The following is a 19,301-nucleotide window of genomic DNA, read 5'->3' as shown; positions in this document are numbered from 1 at the left end:
GATCGCTCGCCCGGGCCGAAAACGGCGCGCCGCATCACGCAGGCAGGGCACATAACAGGAGGGAACGATGGGGGACATCCTTGGGCTCGTTGCGAAACGGCTCGGTCTCGGACTGATCATTCTGCTGGTCATATCGGTGATCATCTTTTTCATGGTCGAGCTTTTGCCCGGCGATATCGCGCAAGCGGTGCTCGGGCAGGGGGCGACGCCGGAAAACGTGGCCGCGCTGCGCGAGGAAATGGGCCTCAACCAGCCGGCGATCATCCGCTATCTCGACTGGCTTTCGGGCGCGGTGATGTTCGATTTCGGCGACTCCATCGTGACCGGCGCCAGCGTGGCGGAAACCATCGGCGAGCGCTTCGGCAACACGCTGTTCCTGGCGAGCTACGCCGCGGCGATCGCCGTGCCGGTGTCGATCATCCTCGGGATCGTCGTGGCGCTGCTGCGCAACACTATCTTCGACCGGGTCGCCAATGTCGCCACGCTGACGGCGATTTCCAGCCCGGAATTCTTCCTCGGCTACATCCTGATCCTGTATCTGGCGGTCAAATCCGGCATGTTCCCGGCGATCGCGAGCCTCAGCAGCGACATGAATTTCGGCGATCTTCTGTATCGCACCTTCCTGCCGGCGCTGACGCTGGTCCTCGTGGTGACCGCCCACATGATGCGCATGACGCGCGCGTCGATCATCAACCTTTTGGCCTCGCCCTATATCGAGATGGCCCGGCTCAAGGGGACGCCGCCCTGGAAGGTGGTGGTCAAGCACGCGCTGCCCAATGCCTGGGCGCCGATCATCAACGTCGTCGCGCTGAACCTCGCCTACCTGATCACCGGCGTGGTGCTGGTCGAGGTGGTGTTCGTCTATCCCGGTATCGGCCAGGCGCTGGTCGACGCGGTGTCCAAGCGCGACTTCCCCGTGGTTCAGGCCTGCTGCCTGATCTTCGCGGCGACCTTCATCCTGCTCAACCTCGCGGCGGATGTCGGCGCGATCCTGACAAATCCGCGCCTGCGGCATCCCAAGTGAGAAGGGCAGAGACATGAGCACTTTCGTCATCATCTACTATTTTCTGCTCCTCGGGGCGTCCTGCCTTGCGGCCTATTACAACAAGCGGGCGCCGTTCCTGCTGCTCTTCTCGCTGACGCTGGTGTCGTTCATCGTCGGTATCGTCGGTGGTGTGGGGGCCTTGCGCATGATCGCGATCGCGGCGGGGCTTCTGGCGCTGGCCGCGATGGTGTCCTACGCGTTCCGCGAGTTCCTGATCGCCATCGCCTCGCACAACCTCGCCAAGGAATTGCGCACCGCCCCGCTGACCGCGGCCTTCGGGATGTTCGTGATCTTCACCTATGCGGTGGCGGGCATCTTCGCGCCGTGGATCGCGCCCTTTGGCCAGGCCGAGGTGATCGCCTCGGCCTTCGCGCCGGCCGACAGCACCATGCTTCTGGGCGCCGACCAGCTGGGTCGCGACATGTTCAGCCGGATCATCTACGGCGCGCGCAACACCGTCGCGCTGGCGCTCGCGGGGACGGTGCTGGCCTTCCTGCTGGGGGCGCTGGCGGGGCTGCTTGCGGCGACCAATGGCGGCTGGTTCGACCAGATCATCGCGCGCAGTTCCGACGTTATCATGTCGATCCCGTCGCTGATCTTCGCGCTCTTGATGCTGTCGATCTTCGGCGGCGATCTGGCCAACAACACCACCAGTTTCTGGCTGCTGCTCGCGTTTTCCGCCCTGGTCGGCCTGTTGCTGGTCTCGGCGATCTTCGAAAGCAGCATCCTTGGCTGGGTCGTCGGCATCGCGGTGATGGCCGGGGTCGCGGTGGTGTTCGCGGGCTTCATGCTGACGATCTTCAACCCGTCCGAGATCATCCTCGTGCTTGTGGTCGCGGTGATCTACAGCCCGCGCGTCTTCCGCCTGACGCGGGCGGTCGCGGGCAACGTCGTGGTGATGGACTACATCGAGGCCGCCAAGCTGCGCGGCGAGCGCACGTGGTACCTCATCCGGCGCGAGATCCTGCCCAACTCGACGGCGCCGCTGATCGCCGAGTTCGGGCTGGAATTCTGCTTCGTGTTCCTGCTCATCGCGGGGCTTTCGTTCCTCGGGCTGGGCATACAGCCGCCGACCGCCGACTGGGGCTCGATGGTGCGCGAGAACGCGACGCTGATCTCGTTCGGCGACATGACCCCGCTGATCCCCGCGGCGGCGATCGCGCTGCTGACCGTCGCGGTCAATTTCGTGGTGGACTGGATGCTCTACCGTTCCTCCGGCTTGAAGGTGTAATCGCCATGATCAAGAAAAACGACGTGCTTCTGAAGATCCGCGACCTGAAGATCCAGGGATTTTCGGACGAAGAATGGGTCGACATCATCAAGGGTGTCGACCTGACCCTGCATCGCGGCGAGGTGATGGGCCTGATCGGCGAATCCGGGGCCGGCAAATCGACCATCGGGGCGGCCTGCATGGGCTATGCCCGCGACGGCACCCGCATCGTCGACAGCACGATAGAATTTGACGGGATGGAACTGACCAACGCGACAGAGGCCGATCGCCGGGCGCTGCGCGGTTCCCGCATCGCCTATGTCGCGCAATCGGCGGCGGCGTCGTTCAACCCCGCGCACAAGATCATCGACCAGCACACCGAGGCGCCGCTGCATTACCGGCTCAAGAAACGGCTCGAGGCGCAGGAAGACGCGATGGAGCTTTACGAGAAGCTGCGCCTGCCCAACCCCAAGGAAATCGGCTTTCGCTATCCGCACCAGGTGTCGGGTGGGCAGTTGCAGCGCGCGATGACCGCGATGGCGATGTCGTGCCGGCCCGATCTGATCATCTTCGACGAGCCGACCACCGCGCTCGACGTGACCACGCAGATCGAGGTGCTCTCGGCGATTCGCGACATCGTTGACGAGTTCAACACGGCGGCGATCTATATCACCCACGACCTGGCCGTGGTGGCGCAGATGGCCGACACGATCAAGGTGCTCCTGAAAGGCGAAGAGGTGGAAGAGGCGCCGACCAAGCAGATGCTCGACCATCCCAAGGAGGATTACACCAAGTCGCTATGGGCCGTGCGCAGCTTCAAGAGCGAGCAGCGCCACCGGCCGACCGACGGCACGCCGCCGCTGATTTCCGTCCAGAACGTGGACGCGGCCTATACCGGCGGCGAGAAGGTGCTCGATGATGTCAGCTTCGACATCTACCCGGGCATGACCGTCGCGGTGGTGGGCGAATCCGGCTCCGGCAAGTCGACCGTGGCGCGGTGCATCACCGGGCTTCTGCCGCCGATGAAGGGCGAGGTGCAGTTCAAGGGCGAGCCGTTCCCGGCCGATTACCGCAAGCGCAGCAAGGATCAGCTGCGGCAGGTCCAGATGATCTACCAGATGGCCGATACCGCGCTCAATCCCAAGGTCCGCATCTCCGAGATCATCGGACGCCCGGCCGCGTTCTATTCCGGTCTCAAGGGCGTGGCGCTCAAGAACCGGATCGACGAACTGCTCGACCTGATCGAGCTCGAGCCCGCGCAGTATTACAACCGCTACCCGCCGGAACTGTCGGGCGGCCAGAAACAGCGCATCGGCATCGCCCGGGCCCTCGCGGCCGAACCCACATTCATCATTTGCGACGAGGTGACCTCGGCCCTCGATCAGCTTGTGGCCGAAGGCATCCTGCGGCTGCTGGACCGGCTGCAGAAAGAGCTGGACCTCGCCTACATGTTCATCACCCACGACCTCGCCACCGTGCGCTCGATCGCCGACGAGGTGGTGGTGATGCAGCACGGCAAGGTGGTCGAGCAGGGCCCGAAGGACGTGATGTTCACACCCCCGCATCATCCTTATACCGATCTGCTGCTCAGCTCCGTGCCCGAGATGGATCCGGACTGGCTGACTACGCTGCTGGAAGAGCGCGGTGTCGACAATCTCGGGGATGCCGGGTCGTCGAAGATCGGCACTGACGATGACAAGGTGCGCGGCGCCTCGGCGTGAGACGCAAAACGCCGCGAATGGGCCGATCCATTCGCGGCGTCGGTGTGCGCAAGCCTGCTATCTGTGGCGGATCACAGAACGGCCATTGCCGACAGCACGAACGTGCCGACGATGGCGCCATAGACGATCAGGACGGCCTGCCAGGAGGCCGAGTGCATACGCAGTTCGCGGTTCAGCTCATCGCGGGTCATGTCTAGCCTCCGTGATACGAGGGTGATGCAAAGTGACCGTCCTCCGGTCACGAACCCGACATAATGGGAAATCGTGCCGCCGCAACACGGAATTGCGCCGCATTCCATGCTAATTTTACATGCCGACACGGCGCGCCGCACATATCGGTCGAATCCGAATTCTCGCGGTCCGAAAACGACATCGTGGCTGCCCCTGCTGCGCCAATTTCCGCCGACCAGACCTACCCCTTGAGGCCTTGCAGCGGCAGCACGTCCAGCGGCCCCTCGCGCCGCGCCCGGATCGCCATCGCCGCGGCATGCGAGCCAGCCAGCGTGGTGAAATAGGGGATCTTGTCGTAGAGCGCGACCGAGCGGATCTCGCGGCTGTCCTCGACCGCCTGCACGCCCTCGGTGGTGTTCATCACCAGCGCGATCTCCTCGTCCTTCAGCAGGTCGACGATGTTGGGGCGCCCCTCGTAGACCTTGTTGACGATCTCGCAGGCGATCCCGGCCTCGTTCAGGAAGGCCGCAGTGCCGCGCGTCGCCACGATCTCAAGCCCCAGTTCGACCAGCAGCCCGGCGGTCTCGACCAGCAGCGGCGTCTTGTCGGAATCGCGCACCGACACGAAGACCTGGCCGGCATCGGGCAGATGCACGCCCGCGCCCATCTGCGCCTTGAGAAAGGCGCGCGGGAAGGATACGTCCCATCCCATCACCTCGCCGGTCGAGCGCATCTCGGGCCCGAGGATGGTGTCCACGCCCGGAAAGCGCGCGAAGGGCAGCACCGCCTCCTTGACCGAGAACCACGGCATGTCGGGATCGGCCAGCGTCATCTGGTCGGCCATCGGCAGGCTGCCGGGGCGCGTGTCGCGCGGGTAGGGGCCGCGCAACGGAAAGGCGTCCAGCGTCTCGCCCGCCATCAGCCGCGCGGCGATCGAGGCGATCGCTGAATCCGTCGCCTTGGCCACAAAGGGCACCGTGCGGCTGGCCCGCGGGTTCACCTCGATCAGGTAGATCTCGTGATCCTTGACCGCGAATTGCACGTTCATCAGCCCCACGACATTCAGCCCTCGCGCGAGCGCCTCGGTCTGGCGCTTGATCTCCTCGATGGTCGCGGTCGACAGCGAATAAGGCGGCAGCGAACAGGCACTGTCACCCGAATGCACGCCCGCCTCCTCGATATGCTGCATGATCCCGGCGACATGCACGCGCGTCCCGTCGCACAGCGCATCGACATCGCATTCGATTGCGCCCGACAGGTAGCCGTCCAGCAGCACGGGGCTTTCACCCGACACGATCACCGCCTCGGCGATATAGCGTTCGAGATGGCCCATGTCGCGCACGATCTCCATCGCGCGGCCGCCCAGCACGTAGGACGGGCGGATGACCAGCGGAAACCCGATGCCGTCGGCGATCTCGAGGGCCTGCGCGTCGCTGCTGGCGATGCCGTTCTGCGGCTGCTTGAGCTCCAGCTTGTTGACCAGCGCCTGGAATCGCTCGCGATCCTCGGCTAGGTCGATGGCGTCGGGCGTGGTGCCGAGGATCGGGATGCCCTCGGCCTCCAGCCCGCGCGCCAGCTTCAGCGGCGTCTGCCCGCCGAACTGCACGATCACCCCGTGCAGCGTGCCGCGCTCCTGCTCGACGCGGAGGATCTCCATGACGTGCTCGAAGGTCAGCGGCTCGAAGTAAAGCCTGTCCGAGGTGTCGTAATCGGTACTGACCGTCTCGGGGTTGCAGTTGATCATGATCGTCTCGTAGCCGGCATCCGACAGCGCAAAGCATGCATGACAGCAGCAATAGTCGAACTCGATTCCCTGGCCGATCCGGTTCGGCCCGCCCCCGAGGATCACCACCTTCCTGGCATCACTGGGCCGCGCCTCGCATTCCACCTCGCCCATCATCGGGGCCTCGTAGGTGGAATACATGTAGGGCGTCTGGGCCTCGAACTCGGCGGCGCAGGTGTCGATCCGCTTGAATACCGCTTGCACACCCAGATTGATGCGCGCCCGGCGCACCTGCGCCTCGTCACGCCCGGTCAGCGTGGCAAGACGGGCGTCGGTGAAGCCCATCATCTTGAGGTCGCGCAGGCCGGCTTCGGTCATCGGCAACCCGTCGCGGCGCACGCGTTCCTCGGCCTCGACGATCTCGCGGATCCGGGCGAGGAACCACGGATCATAGGCCGTGGCGGCATTGATCTCGTCATCGGTCAGCCCATGCCGCATCGCCTGCGCGATGGTCCGCATCCGGTCGGGCGTCGGCATCGACAACGCGCGGGTGACGGCGGCCTTTTCGGGGGCGCCCTCGATCTCGATCTCGTCGAAGCCCGACAGCCCGGTCTCCATCGACGACAGCGCCTTTTGCAGGCTCTCGTGGATGGTGCGGCCGATCGCCATCGCCTCGCCCACCGATTTCATCGAGGTGGTCAGATGCGGCTTGGAGCCCGCGAATTTCTCGAAGGCGAAGCGCGGGATCTTGGTGACCACGTAGTCGATCGTCGGCTCGAAGCTGGCCGGTGTCACCTTGGTGATGTCGTTGTCCAATTCATCGAGCGTGTAGCCCACGGCCAGCTTGGCGGCGATCTTGGCGATGGGAAAGCCCGTCGCCTTGGACGCCAGCGCCGAGGAGCGGCTCACGCGTGGGTTCATCTCGATCACCACCATGCGGCCGTCTTCGGGGTTCACGGCCCATTGCACGTTCGACCCGCCGGTCTCTACCCCGATCTCGCGCAGCACGGCGATGGAGCCGTTGCGCATGATCTGGTATTCCTTGTCGGTCAGCGTCAGCGCCGGGGCGACGGTGATGCTGTCGCCGGTATGCACGCCCATCGGGTCCACGTTCTCGATGGCGCAGACGATGATCGCGTTGTCGGCGCGGTCGCGCACGACCTCCATCTCGAATTCCTTCCAGCCCAGAAGCGACTCGTCGATCAGGATCTGGCTGACCGGCGAGGCATCGAGGCCGGACTTGCAGTAATGGATGTAATCGTCGCGATTGTAGGCCACGCCACCGCCGGTGCCGCCGAGGGTATAGGCCGGGCGGATGATCGCCGGCAGGCCCACGTAATCGATCGCCGCCATGCATTCGTCCATGGTGTTGGCGATGGTCGCCTTGGGATTCTCGATCCCAAGCCGGTCCATCGCCTCGCGGAACAGCTTGCGGTCCTCGGCCATCTCGATGGCGGCGCGGTTGGCGCCGATCAGCTCGACGCCGAATTTCTCCAGCACGCCCATACCGGCTACCGCAAGCGCGGTGTTGAGCCCCGTCTGCCCGCCCATTGTCGGCAGCAATGCGTCGGGGCGTTCCTTCTCGATGATGCGGGCGACGACCTCGGGGGTGATCGGCTCTATGTAGGTGGCGTCGGCGAGGCCGGGATCGGTCATGATCGTCGCCGGGTTGGAATTGACCAGGATGACGCGGTAGCCTTCCTCGCGCAGGGCCTTGCAGGCCTGAGCGCCGGAATAGTCGAACTCGCAGGCCTGTCCGATGATGATGGGCCCCGCGCCGATGATCATGATGGACTTGATATCGGTTCTTTTCGGCATGTCGGTCCCCGGGCAGCTTGGTGATCGCGCGCGGGATCTTGCCCCGTGCGCAAATTGCTGGGGTTATATCCGTCACCGACGCCGGTGCAAGGGGGCATCGCCGGGCCGAAGCCCCCGCGGCGGCCGGAAGCGCGCGCCGGCCCCGAGGTGCCGTTTTCGAGGGTGTGTTTCGTTCGCATCTGACCTAGATCTGGCGCGAACACGGGAAAGGATCCGTCTTGCAGATTCGGCTCGACCATGGACCAGACGGCACGGCCTGCGTTTTCGCGCAGCCCATGCGGCAGATCGTAGCGCATCACGCGCACGAGGTGCCGGGCGCGCTTGCCGCAATGGATGCGGCGCGGGCGGACGGGAACTGGCTTGCCGGCTTCGCCAGTTACGAGCTTGGGCATGCGCTGGAGCCGCGGCTCGCGTCGCTGCTGCCGGCACGGCCGCGCCTGCCGCTCTTGCAGTTCGGGGTCTATGACGCGCCGGTCCGGGCCGCTCCGCTCGCCGCCGGTCCCGCCGGGCTTGGCGAGATGCGCCCGGCCTGGGACGCGGCGCGCTACGCGGACGCCTTCCGCACCGTGCACGCCTATATCGGCGCGGGCGACATCTACCAGGCCAACCTGACCTTCCCCATCCAGATGACGGCCACCGGCACCCCGCAGGCGCTTTACGAGATGCTGTCGCGCGTGCAGCCGGTGCGCTTCGGCGCGCTGGTCGAGGCCGAGGGCCTGCCCGCGATACTGTCGCGCTCGCCAGAGCTGTTCTTTCGCACCAGCGCCACGGGGCGGATCGAGACCCGGCCGATGAAGGGCACGCAGCCGCGCAGCGCCGATCCGGCCGAGGATGCGCGCCGCCGCCGTTTCCTGCAATCGGATGAAAAGAACCGCGCCGAGAACCTCATGATCGTCGATCTGCTGCGCAACGACATCAGCCGCGTCAGCCGCCCCGGCAGCGTCGAGGTGCCGGAACTTTTCGCGGTCGAAAGCTTCAACACCGTGCACCAGATGACATCGCTGATCTCGGCGCAACTGGTGCCGGATGCCGCGCTGTCGGACATCCTGCGCGCGCTGTTCCCCTGCGGATCGATCACCGGCGCGCCGAAGTTGCGCGCGATGCAGATCCTCGGCGCGCTGGAGGACGCCCCGCGCGAAGTCTATTGCGGCAGCATCGGCTGGGCCGCCCCCGACGGGCGCGCGGAATTCAACGTCGCCATCCGCACCCTGATGGTCGAGGACGGGCACGCGACCCTCAACGTGGGCGGCGGCGTGGTGCATGACAGCACCGCCGAGGGCGAATACGAAGAGGCGCTCTGGAAGGCCCGCTTCGCCCTCGCCCCGGCTCTGGTCTGACGGCGGTCACTCGGCCGCGTGGCTGAGCCCCTGGACATCTTCGTCGCGGTAGAGGTAATCGCGCGTCAGCGGGACCGCGTCCTGCTTCGGGCTCAACTGGAACTGGAACACTACCTGATTGTCGAGCCGGAAGGTCAGCTCGCACGCGGTCAGGTAATAGCGCCACATCCGGCAGAACCGCTCGTCATACAGCGCGCGGGCGCGGTCGATATTGGCTTCGAACCGCTCGCGCCAGGCCCTCAGCGTCTCGGCGTAATGCAGCCGCCAGACCTCGACATCGGTGGGCACCAGCCCGTGCCGCTCGATCGGCCCTGCGGCCTCTGACATGGCCGGAACATAGCCGCCCGGAAAGATGTATTTCAGAATCCACGGGCTGGTGGCGCCGGGCGGGCTGGTCCGACCGATGAAGTGAATGAGCGCGATCCCGTCGGGCGTCAGCAGCCGCTCGACGGTGTCGAAGAACGTGTCGTATTGCGGCACGCCGACATGCTCGAACATGCCGATCGACACGATCCGGTCGAATTGCCCGGTGACATCGCGGTAATCCATCAACTCGAACCGCACCCTGTCCGACAGTCCCGCCTTCTCGGCGCGCGCATTGGCCATCGCGTGCTGTTCTTCCGACAGCGTGACCCCGGTCACCTTCGCGCCGTAATCGCGCGCCAGCGTCAGGCCCATGCCGCCCCAGCCGCAGCCGATATCCAGAACGTGCATCCCCGGCTCGATCAGCAGCTTGTCGGCGATGTGCCGCTTCTTGGCCTCCTGCGCCTCGTCGAGCGTCATCGAGGGATCACGAAAATAGGCGCAGGAATAGTTGCGGTCCTCGTCGAGGAAAAGATCGTAAAGCTCGCCCGACAGATCGTAGTGATGCGCGACGTTGGACCGCGCCCGCGTCACCGGGTTGAACTGGTCCACCCGCCGTTTCAACCAGCGCAGACCCTCCAGCGGCCGGCGGAACCACGGCTGGCCCTGCGCCGCGATGTTCCTGATCGCGAGGTGCAGAAACCCGTAGAGGTCGTCATCCCCGATCGTCAGCGTGCCGTCCATGTAGCCCTCGCCGACGGCCATGTCGGGCGTCAGGATAATGCGGCGCGGCAGGCTTGGGTCATGCAGCGTGATCGCCACTTGCCGGCCGCTCCCGTCGCCATATCGGCGCATCTGGCCATTGGCGAAGGTTATCTTCAGGTCGCCCTCGCGCATGAGATGCCGCAGAAAGGCGTCGAATATCCTGCTCCACATGGTCTACCCCCATTGTCTGGCACGCCCGTCCGGCGCGATACAGCATGATGGTACTGCGACAGCGCGATGTCGCATTGATGCGGGTTAAACACCCATCAAACGGGATTTTTGCGCAAAACCGCGTGCCTGTAAACGGTTTTGGCGGCACGTCCGGTGCCCGCCGGGATCCACGGCCCTTGACTTTGCAGCGCGGCGCATGTGTATCGGCCCCAACCGAAAAATAGGCCCGACAGCGGCCCTGAGAGGGTAGAATGCACAGTTATCGCAGCCATTCCTGCGCGGATCTCACCAAGGCCGATGTCGGCGAAACCGTGCGTCTTGCGGGGTGGGTGCACCGCATCCGCGACCATGGCGGCGTGCTCTTCGTCGATCTGCGCGATCACTATGGCGTGACGCAGCTTCTGTGCGATTCCGACAGCCCGGTCTTCGACGCGGTGGACGGCTTGCGCAGCGAATACTGCATCCGCATCGACGGCGAGGTGAAGGCCCGCGACGCCAGCCTCGTCAATCCGCGCATCCCCACCGGCGAGATCGAGGTCTTCATCCGCGACATGGAGGTGCTGAGCGCCGCCGGCGACCTGCCGCTGCAGGTCTTCGGCGATCAGGAATACCCCGAGGAGACGCGCCTGCGCTACCGCTATCTCGACCTGCGCCGCGAGGCGATGCAGCACAACATGGCGCTGCGCGCCGACGTGATCGCGTCGATGCGCCGGCGCATGTGGGATCAGGGATTTCGCGAGTACCAGACGCCGATCATCACCGCCAGCAGCCCCGAGGGCGCGCGCGATTTCCTTGTGCCAAGTCGCTTGCATCCGGGGAAATTCTACGCGCTGCCGCAGGCGCCGCAGCAGTTCAAGCAGCTGATCATGGTGTCGGGCTTCGACCGCTATTTCCAGATAGCACCCTGCTTTCGCGACGAGGATCCGCGGGCCGATCGCTCGCCCACCGATTTTTACCAGCTCGACATGGAGATGTCCTTTGTCGAGCAGCAGGACGTGTTCGACACGATCCAGCCGGTCATCCAGAGCGTCTTCGAGGAGTTCGGCGACGGCGCCACCGTCGACAAGACATGGCCGCAGATCAGCTACCGCGACGCCGCCCTGTGGTACGGCACCGACAAGCCCGACCTGCGCAACCCGATCAAGATGCAGGACGCGTCAGAGCATTTCCGCGGCAGCGGTTTCGCGATCTTCGCCAAGCTGCTGGAACAGGACGGCACACAAGTGCGCGGCATTCCCGCGCCGGGCGGCGGCAGCCGCAAGTTCTGCGACCGCATGAATTCCTTCGCCCAGAAAGAGGGCCTGCCGGGAATGGGATACATCTTCTGGCGCGCGGCGGACGGCGGTACCGAGGCCGCGGGCCCGCTCGCCAAGAATATCGGTCCCGAGCGGACCGAGGCGATCCGCCAGCAGCTTGGCCTCGGGGCCGGCGATGCGGCGTTCTTCCTCGGCGGCAAGCCCGCGGCGTTCGAGCGTGTGGCATCAAAGGCGCGCGACGTGATCGGCGACGAGCTGGGCCTCACCGAAGAGAACCGTTTCGCCTTCGCCTGGATCGTGGATTTCCCGATGTACGAGGCCGACGAGACGACCGGAAAGGTCGATTTCAGCCACAACCCGTTTTCCATGCCGCAAGGCGGGGCAGAGGCCCTCGACGGCGATCCGCTCGAGGTTCTGGGCTACCAGTATGACCTGAGTTGCAACGGCTACGAGATCCTCTCGGGCGCCGTCCGCAACCACAAGCCCGAGATCATGTTCAAGGCGTTCGAGCGGGCGGGCTATGACGAGGCCGAGGTGCGCAAGCGGTTCGGCGGCATGGTCAATGCGTTCCAGTTCGGCGCACCCCCGCATGGCGGCTGCGCCGCGGGCATCGACCGAATCGTGATGCTTCTGGCGGGAACCTCGAACATCCGCGAGGTCATCATGTTCCCGATGAACCAGCGCGCCGAGGACCTGATGATGAACGCCCCTTCGGACCCGGGCAGCGATCAGCTGATGGAGCTGGGCCTGCGCGTCATCCCGCAGGACTGACCGGAGAAGCGGCGCCTCGGCCGCTCAAAGCGCCATGCGCGCCGCCAGCCGTGTCTCGATCAGGCCCAGCACTCGCGCGATGCCGGCCTCGGCCGCGTGCCCGTCCAGCCCCGCGGTCGCGTCGGCCAGCACATCATCACCCGCGGCCCGCGCCACGCCGCCCAGGAACTGCGCAAGATAGCGCCGCGTCCCCGGCTCGGGCCCGTCCGCCAGCAGCGTCCGCGCGTGTTCCAGATCGTCGCGATAGGCCAGCGGATCGGGCACGATCACCTCTTCATTCAGCGCATAGGGCCCGCGCGGCCCCTGGTCAAGCGGGACAAAGCGCAGGATCTCCTGCTGGAAGATGCCGAGGCTTTCGATCGGCTTCACGAGGAACCCGTCCGCACCCGCCGCGCTCGCCGCGTCGCGTGTGCCCGCGTCGCCGCTGCAGGCGAGGATAACCCCGACACGCGGCACAGCCTTGTCAAGTTCCGCGATCAGGTCGAGCCCCGAGCCGTCGGGCAGACCCGGATCGACGATCACCACCGACGGGCGGTAGACCTTGAGATGCCGCGAGGCGGAGCCGAGGCAGTCGGCCCGCCGCATCCGCGCGCCGCTGCGCAGGCACATCAGGCGCAGCGCCTCGGAGGCGTAGCGGCTGTCCTCCACCACCAGCACGGTCATCCCCAGAAGCGGGCGCTGCAGGCTGCGGCCGTGATGCGGGGCAAGGCTGTCCAGATCGGTCATCGTGATGATCCCTTGTTGCGTGACATGCGACTCACGATGCCCGGTTTTGGTGAACGCAAGGTTAACATGAGGCTTGCGCCCGCCCGTGCACCTTGTCAGCCCCGGCCAAACGCCCCATAACAAGGAACGAGACAGCGACAGGAGTGCCCCATGATCGGACGCCTCAATCACGTGGCCATCGCCGTGCCGGATCTCGACGCCGCCGCCGCGCAGTATCGCGGCACGCTTGGCGCAACGGTCGGCGCGCCGCAGGACGAACCCGATCACGGCGTCACCGTGGTGTTCATCGAGCTTCCCAACACCAAGATCGAACTGCTGCATCCGCTCGGGGCCGACAGCCCGATCAACGGCTTTCTGGAAAAGAACCCGGCAGGCGGCATCCATCACATCTGCTACGAGGTCGAGGATATCCGCGCCGCGCGCGATCGTCTTGCGCAAAGCGGCGCGCGGGTTCTGGGCGATGGAGAGCCGAAGATCGGCGCGCATGGCAAGCCGGTGCTGTTCCTGCATCCCAAGGATTTCAACGGCTGCCTCGTCGAACTGGAGCAGGTCTGATGGGAATAACCACCGGCCTCGTCCTGTATGCGGTGCTCTGGTTCATGACCTTCTTCATCGTGCTGCCGATCCGAATCCAGACGCAGGGCGACGTGGGCCGCGTCGTGCCCGGAACGCATGCCGGCTCGCCCGAGCATCATCACCTGAAGAAGAAGGCGTGGATCACCACCGGCATCGCCGCGGTGCTGTGGATCCTCATCGCCGGCACGCTGATCTCCGGGGCGATCACGCTGCGGGACATCGACATGTTCAACCGGATGGCACCCGAGATCGCGCCTGAATAGCGTGGTAGATATGCGTGAACGTGGCGGCCCCGAGGATCGGGATCAGCAGGTTCACCACCGGCACCGATAGCGGCAGCGCCATCAACGTACCCGCCAGCCAGATCGTGCCGCGATGCTTGCGGCGCATCGCCTTGGCATTGGCGCGCCCCACCCGGCGCATCGCGGCGAGCTGGAAATACTCCATCCCCAGCAGGTAGCCGTTGAGCGCGAAGAAGATCAGTGGCGCGAGAGGCGTGAAGATCGCGTAGAGGATCAGCGCCAGCGTGTTGGCCCCGACGATCACGCCAAGGAAGTTGACCGTGTCGCGCAGCGCCTCGCCGAAGGGCACCGAGGCGGCGGGCGGCAGGTCGGGGTAATGCACGTCCTCGACCGCATGCGCCACCTCGTCGAGAAACATCGAGGTGATCGCCGAGGCGACCGGCACCATCAGGAAGACCGACAGCACCAGCATGAGGATCAGAGACGCGCCGGTCAGCAGGTCACCGACCCATGTCACTTCGCCGATGAAAGGCAGGGTCGTGCTGTCGCCGACGGCCACCTGCAACAGCCACAATAGCGCGGCATAGACGACGATCAGTAATGCAAGCGTCAGCCCGACGCCCAGGAAAAGGACCTTGCGAAAGCGCGGATCACCGATCTGGCCCACGGATTTCAGGAAACACGCGAAGATCATTCCGACACCCATGTGACGGTCGCGTCCGGATCGGGGCGCGGGCGGTCCGGCGGCGCGGCGCTTTCGGTGCCCAGATGGATGAAGCCCGCGACACGCTCGGGCGGTGTCAGGCCAAGGCCCGCGGCGGTGAAACCGGCGTCGTGGCTGGCCCAGCCGGTCAGCCAGTTGGCCCCCCATCCGGCGGCGAGCGCCGCGTTCAGAAGACCCAGACAGACACAGCCCGCCGAATAGCTCTGCTCGATGGCCGGGATCTTGGGTGAGGGTTTCGGGCTTTCGATCACCGCGACCGCGAGATGTGCATCGGTGAATTGCGACTGCTGCTTGGCGATCTCCTCGGCCGACTTTTCGTGGCGCGCGCCCACCTCCGGCACCAGCGCGCCGAGCCGCAGAAGTGCCGCGCGTTCCAGCACGATCAGGCGCCACGGCTCCAGCTTGCCGTGATCGGGCACCCGCAGCGCGGCCTCCAGCAGGGGCTGTAGCGCGGCGCGATCGGGCACCGGCAGGTCAAGCGTCTTGGCGGGGCGCGACCGGCGCGTGCGCAGGAAGTCGAGCGCGGCGGGGTTGGGCATTGGCATGTCGGAGGGTCCTTTACGTGTCCGAGCCCATCTCGGCAAAGCCGCGCCCGGGGTCAAGACCAAAGCCCGCGAAAACCGTACGACCCGGGCCGCGCGCCACGACTGCGGGCGCGTCACTCGTCGCAGGCCGCCCCGAGATGGCGGGTGCCACGCGCGCGGGCCAGGTCGATCTGTCGCTTGCGCTCGCGAAAGCGGTCCTTGTCGGCGGCGCTTGTCTCATGCGCGCAGAGATGACAGGCGGCGCCGGCCTCGTATTCGAGGCGCTCGGTGTCCTCGGGCCGGATGGGACGGCGGCAGGCATGACACAGAACATGCGCGCCCTGTCGCAGCCCGTGCCCCACTGATACACGCCCATCGAAGACAAAACAGTCGCCACGCCAAAGGCTGTCGCGTTCGGGGATGGTCTCGAGATAGTTCAGGATACCGCCGCGCAGGTGGTAGACCTCGCCGACACCCTGTCCCAGCAGGTAATTGGTCGATTTCTCGCAGCGGATGCCGCCGGTGCAGAACATCGCGATCCGTTGCCCGGCAAAGCGGTGCGCGTTGGCCGCCCACCAGCCCGGAAAATCGCCGAAGCTTTCGGTTTGCGGGTCGATTGCGCCCTCGAAGCTGCCAATCGCCACCTCGAAATCGTTGCGCGTGTCGATCACCGTCACGTCGGGGCTGCCGATGAGGTCGTTCCAGTCGGCGGGTTCCACGTAATGCCCGACTTTGGAGCGCGGATCGACATCCGGCTGCCCCATGCGCACGATTTCCTGCTTGAGGCGGACCTTCAGGCGGCCGAAGGGCGGATCGGCGCTGTGGCTTTCGTGCCAGTCGAGCCCCGCGCAGCCGGGCAGGGCGCGGATATGCGCGAGGACCCGGTCGATGCCGTCGGGCGGTCCGGCAACCGTGCCGTTGATCCCCTCGCGTGCCAGCAGCAGCGAGCCGCGGACATGCGCCGCCTCGCAGACAGCCCGAAGCGGGCCCTGCAGCGCGGCGGGGTCCGGAAACCGGGTGAAGTGGTAAAGGGCGGCGATGCGGTACATGCGGCGGGATTTACTCCTGCGGATGCGGCCTCGCAAGGGGCTGTGCCACGCCATTGACCTGCCGGCATCAAGTACCTACCCCTTGAGGGCAAAGGAGGATCGAGCCATGACATCCGCGCTTCTGGTCATCGACATGCAATATGATTTCTGCCCCGGAGGTGCGCTCGCCGTGCCCGAGGGCGACAGCATCGTGCCCGGCATCAACGCAGCGATGCGCGACTTTCCCGCCGTCATTCTGACGCAGGACTGGCATCCGGCGGTGCATTCGTCCTTCGCGTCGCAGCATCCCGGCAAGGCGCCCTTCGACATGGTCGAGATGTCCTACGGACCCCAGGTCTTGTGGCCCGATCACTGCATTCAGGGCAGCCATGGCGCGGCGTTTCACGCGGATCTGGACACGACCCGCGCCGACCTGATCATCCGCAAGGGCATGAATCCCGAGATCGACAGCTATTCCGCGTTTTTCGAGAACGATCACGCGACGCCCACCGGCCTGCATGGCTATCTGCAGACGCGGGGCCTCACGGATCTGACGCTGGTGGGGTTGGCCACCGATTTCTGCGTGAAGTTCTCGGCGCTCGACGCGGCAAGGCTGGGATACCCGGTGACCTTGCTGCAGGACCTGGTGCGGGGGATCGACCTCGACGGCTCGCTCGACGCGGCGACGGGCGAGATGCGCGAGGCGGGGGTGCGATTTGCCTGACGCGCGGCGTGGCATCTGTACGAAACCGACCCTTGTTCGGTACAAACCCGGATGACCCTGACGCATGAGATCGGCGCCTGCCGCCTCTGCGCCTGGCGGTTCGCGGAAACCCACACCGCGCATGCGCCGCGCCCGGTAGCGTGGTTCCAGCCCTCGGCGCGGATGCTGATCGCCGGGCAGGCGCCGGGGATGCGTGTGCACCGGTCGGGTGTGCCGTTCGACGACGCCTCTGGTGACAGGCTGCGCGACTGGCTGGGCTTGGACCGTGCCGCCTTCTATGACACCTCGCGCGTGGCGATCGTGCCGATGGCCTTCTGCTTTCCGGGCTATGACGCCAAGGGTTCCGACCTGCCGCCGCCGCCGATCTGTCGCCATACCTGGCATGACCGGGTGATGCGGGAGTTGGACAACGTCGCGCTGACCGTGCTTGTCGGGGGCTATGCGCAGAAATACCATCTGCGTGTGGGCGCCGGCGTGACCGAAACAGTGGCGGCGTGGCGCGACCGCGCACCGTCGGTTTTCGCCTTGCCGCACCCGTCGTGGCGCAATACCGCGTGGCTGAGGAAAAATCCGTGGTTCGAGGCCGAGGTGCTGCCCGCATTACGCGACCAGGTGCGAAGGGTGATGACGGATGGATGAGACACGGCTCGACACACGACTGGACGCGGTGCATGCCGCGATGGAGGCGGCGCCCGACGACACGCAGGCGCGGCTGCGCTTTTACGACACGCTCGCGGCGAGCGAGCTTTACCTGATGCTGAAGTCCGAGGCGCAAGGCGACCAGCTTGATCCGGATGTGTTCGAGCTGGGCGATCAGTCCTTCGTGCTGGTCTTCGACCGCGAGGACCGTCTGGCGCAGTTCGCCGGTCGCGCGGTGCCCTATGCCGCGCTGACCGGGCGCAGCATCGCGGCGATGCTGGCGGGCCAGGGCGTGGGGCTGGGTGTCAATCTCGACGTGGCGCCGTCGGCGATCCTGCTGCCGCCCGAGGCGGTCGCGTGGCTGGCCGACACCCTGTCCGAAGCCCCGGCCGAGATCGAGGCGAAACCCGAAACTCTCAGCGCGCCCAGGGGCTTGCCGGAGGCGTTCCTGACGGCCCTCGACGCGCGGCTGGCGACGATGACGGGGCTGGCGCGCATGGCCTACCTGGTGGGGGTGACCTACGACACCGGTGCGCAGGGGCACATGCTGGGCTTTGTCGGGGCCGATCCGGGCGCGCAGGGCGCGCTGGCCCGCGCCGTGTCCGAAGTGCTGATCTTTTCCGGGCTCGAGGCCGCGGCGCTCGACGTGGCGTTCGTCGAGGCCTCTGACCCGGTCGCGGCGCGGCTGGCAAGTTGTGGTCTGCGCTTCGATCTGCCCGAGCCACCCGAGCCGGAACAACGTGAGGCCCCCGGTTCGGACCCCGACCGGCCGCCGAAGTTGCGGTAGCGGCAGGTGGGGTGTCCTCGCGCAGGCGGGGATCTTCCGGGATGGCGGAAATCCTCGGGACGAGCCCGAGGACGGGGGGAAAGATGGCGGTGGATAGGGTCGCGCGTCAGTAGCCGCTTTCGCGGTCCACGAGGTGCAGGAACGGCTCGCCGGCCTCGCCGCGGCGGATGTTTTCGGCGATCACCTGCGCGGCAGTATCGGGGCGTGTTTCCGACGCGATATGCGGGGTCACGGTGACCCGCGGATGCGCCCAGAAAGGATGCTCGGGGGGCAGCGGCTCCTGCCGGAAGACATCCAGCGTCGCATGTGCGACATGGCCGCGATCGAGGGCGTCGATCAGCGCGTCGTCGTCGATCAGCGGACCGCGGCCGGGGTTCACGATCATCGCGCCTTCGGGCAGCAGCGCCAGCGTGCGGGCGTCGAGCAGGTTCTCGGTCTCGTCCGTGAGCGGCAGCAGAAGCACCAGGATATCGGCGGTGCGCAGCGCCGCCTCGAGGCCATCGTCGCCTGCAAGGCAGGTCAATCCCGCAATGTCCTTGGGGCGGCGGCTCCACCCGGTGACGGGGAATCCCAGCTGCACCAGCATCTGCGCGCAGGCCTGACCGAGCGCGCCCAGCCCCAGCACCGTGACGCGCCGCTGGTGGGCCAGCGGCGGCGCCTCGGCGCGCCATTCGCCGTCCTGCCCCAGGATGTGGCGATCCATCCCCAGATGATGGCGCAGCACGTGGCCGGTGACCCATTCCACCATGCCTTGCGTCAGCCCGTGATCGACCATCCGCGCCAGCGGGATCTTCAGGGTCGGATTGCCGACGATGTTCTCGACCCCCGCCCAGAGGTTCAGCACCGCCTTGGCGCGGGTATAGGGCGTGAAATCCTGCACCTCGCTGTTGGGCGCGTAGACGATGTAATCGACCTGATCCGGCGGGGCCTCGGTCACCACGTTGACGTCTACGCCCGCCTCGGCAAGCGCCCGTTTCAGCGGGGTCTCGTAGGTGCGCCAGTGATCGGGGCGCGCGGCGAAGAGGACGTTGACGGTCATG

The 19,301-nt window shown here is 66.2% G+C and carries 17 protein-coding genes; 10 read left to right on the top strand and 7 right to left on the bottom strand.

The window, feature by feature from the left end:
• Positions 1-67 precede the first annotated feature (67 nt).
• Genes V8324_RS08965 through V8324_RS08955 form a run of 3 tightly spaced genes read left to right on the top strand, consistent with a single transcriptional unit; the run spans position 68 to position 3,976 of the window.
• Positions 68-1,024, top strand: a complete 957-nt coding sequence (locus V8324_RS08965) for an ABC transporter permease (RefSeq protein WP_336419594.1) — start codon at positions 68-70, stop codon at positions 1,022-1,024.
• Between the two features lie 13 nt (positions 1,025-1,037).
• On the top strand, positions 1,038-2,276 hold the full coding sequence (locus V8324_RS08960; RefSeq protein ID WP_336419593.1) for an ABC transporter permease: 1,239 nt from the start codon (positions 1,038-1,040) through the stop codon (positions 2,274-2,276).
• Positions 2,277-2,281: 5 nt separating this feature from the next.
• Positions 2,282-3,976 (top strand): ABC transporter ATP-binding protein, encoded by a 1,695-nt coding sequence (locus V8324_RS08955; RefSeq protein WP_336419592.1) that lies wholly within the window; start codon positions 2,282-2,284, stop codon positions 3,974-3,976.
• A 412-nt stretch (positions 3,977-4,388) separates the two neighbouring features.
• On the opposite strand, the gene carB is transcribed toward V8324_RS08955, so the two are convergent.
• On the bottom strand, positions 4,389-7,688 hold the full coding sequence (gene carB, locus V8324_RS08950; RefSeq protein WP_336419591.1) for a carbamoyl-phosphate synthase large subunit: 3,300 nt from the start codon (positions 7,686-7,688) through the stop codon (positions 4,389-4,391).
• 218 nt (positions 7,689-7,906) lie between these two features.
• Here carB and V8324_RS08945 point away from each other — a divergent pair, with 218 nt between their 5' ends.
• On the top strand, positions 7,907-9,025 hold the full coding sequence (locus tag V8324_RS08945; protein WP_336419590.1) for an aminodeoxychorismate synthase component I: 1,119 nt from the start codon (positions 7,907-7,909) through the stop codon (positions 9,023-9,025).
• 6 nt (positions 9,026-9,031) lie between these two features.
• On the opposite strand, the gene V8324_RS08940 is transcribed toward V8324_RS08945, so the two are convergent.
• Positions 9,032-10,264, bottom strand: a complete 1,233-nt coding sequence (locus tag V8324_RS08940) for a cyclopropane-fatty-acyl-phospholipid synthase family protein (protein WP_336419589.1) — start codon at positions 10,262-10,264, stop codon at positions 9,032-9,034.
• A gap of 251 nt (positions 10,265-10,515) precedes the next feature.
• Between V8324_RS08940 and aspS the strand changes: the two genes are divergently transcribed.
• Positions 10,516-12,291 carry an aspartate--tRNA ligase gene (aspS, locus tag V8324_RS08935; protein ID WP_336419588.1) on the top strand — a complete coding sequence of 592 codons (1,776 nt, stop codon included), beginning with the start codon at positions 10,516-10,518 and terminating at the stop codon, positions 12,289-12,291.
• 24 nt (positions 12,292-12,315) lie between these two features.
• Here the strand turns inward: aspS and V8324_RS08930 are convergent, their stop codons facing one another.
• Positions 12,316-13,017 (bottom strand): response regulator, encoded by a 702-nt coding sequence (locus tag V8324_RS08930; protein ID WP_336419587.1) that lies wholly within the window; start codon positions 13,015-13,017, stop codon positions 12,316-12,318.
• 150 nt (positions 13,018-13,167) lie between these two features.
• Here V8324_RS08930 and mce point away from each other — a divergent pair, with 150 nt between their 5' ends.
• Entirely contained in the window at positions 13,168-13,572 is a 405-nt protein-coding gene (gene mce / locus V8324_RS08925) for a methylmalonyl-CoA epimerase (RefSeq protein ID WP_336419586.1), read from the top strand.
• Complete coding sequence (locus V8324_RS08920) at positions 13,572-13,856, top strand: DUF1467 family protein (RefSeq protein WP_336419585.1); 285 nt, start codon at positions 13,572-13,574, stop codon at positions 13,854-13,856. Before mce ends, V8324_RS08920 begins: the two co-directional genes overlap by 1 nt.
• Here V8324_RS08920 and V8324_RS08915 read toward each other — a convergent pair.
• The 3 genes from V8324_RS08915 to trhO all read right to left on the bottom strand — a co-directional run bounded on the left by V8324_RS08915 (position 13,822) and on the right by trhO (position 16,132).
• On the bottom strand, positions 13,822-14,529 hold the full coding sequence (locus V8324_RS08915) for an EI24 domain-containing protein (RefSeq protein WP_336419584.1): 708 nt from the start codon (positions 14,527-14,529) through the stop codon (positions 13,822-13,824). The genes V8324_RS08920 and V8324_RS08915 overlap by 35 nt on opposite strands.
• Entirely contained in the window at positions 14,526-15,104 is a 579-nt protein-coding gene (locus V8324_RS08910; RefSeq protein ID WP_336419583.1) for a nitroreductase family protein, read from the bottom strand. The genes V8324_RS08915 and V8324_RS08910 overlap by 4 nt, the downstream gene beginning before the upstream one ends.
• Positions 15,105-15,217: 113 nt before the next feature.
• Positions 15,218-16,132, bottom strand: coding sequence for an oxygen-dependent tRNA uridine(34) hydroxylase TrhO (gene trhO, locus V8324_RS08905; protein WP_336419582.1), 915 nt, complete (start codon positions 16,130-16,132; stop codon positions 15,218-15,220).
• Positions 16,133-16,238: 106 nt separating this feature from the next.
• On the opposite strand from trhO, the gene pncA reads away from it, so the two are divergent.
• Genes pncA through V8324_RS08890 form a run of 3 tightly spaced genes read left to right on the top strand, consistent with a single transcriptional unit; the run spans position 16,239 to position 18,261 of the window.
• Positions 16,239-16,835 carry a bifunctional nicotinamidase/pyrazinamidase gene (pncA, locus tag V8324_RS08900; protein ID WP_336419581.1) on the top strand — a complete coding sequence of 199 codons (597 nt, stop codon included), beginning with the start codon at positions 16,239-16,241 and terminating at the stop codon, positions 16,833-16,835.
• A gap of 51 nt (positions 16,836-16,886) precedes the next feature.
• The gene (locus V8324_RS08895) at positions 16,887-17,474 is read left to right on the top strand and encodes a uracil-DNA glycosylase family protein (RefSeq protein WP_336419580.1); all 588 of its coding nucleotides are present in this window, start codon (positions 16,887-16,889) and stop codon (positions 17,472-17,474) included.
• A complete protein-coding gene (locus tag V8324_RS08890; protein WP_336419579.1) occupies positions 17,467-18,261 on the top strand; it encodes an SseB family protein in 795 nt (264 codons plus the stop codon). Before V8324_RS08895 ends, V8324_RS08890 begins: the two co-directional genes overlap by 8 nt.
• Positions 18,262-18,367: 106 nt before the next feature.
• Here the strand turns inward: V8324_RS08890 and V8324_RS08885 are convergent, their stop codons facing one another.
• Positions 18,368-19,300: a 2-hydroxyacid dehydrogenase gene (locus V8324_RS08885; protein WP_336419578.1), complete on the bottom strand. Its 933-nt coding sequence runs from the start codon at positions 19,298-19,300 to the stop codon at positions 18,368-18,370.
• Position 19,301 lies beyond the last annotated feature (1 nt).

Origin of the sequence: Roseovarius sp. D22-M7 (genome assembly GCF_037083785.1) — a bacterium.
Taxonomy (GTDB): domain Bacteria; phylum Pseudomonadota; class Alphaproteobacteria; order Rhodobacterales; family Rhodobacteraceae; genus Roseovarius.
This window is presented reverse-complemented; position numbering and strand designations above follow the sequence as displayed.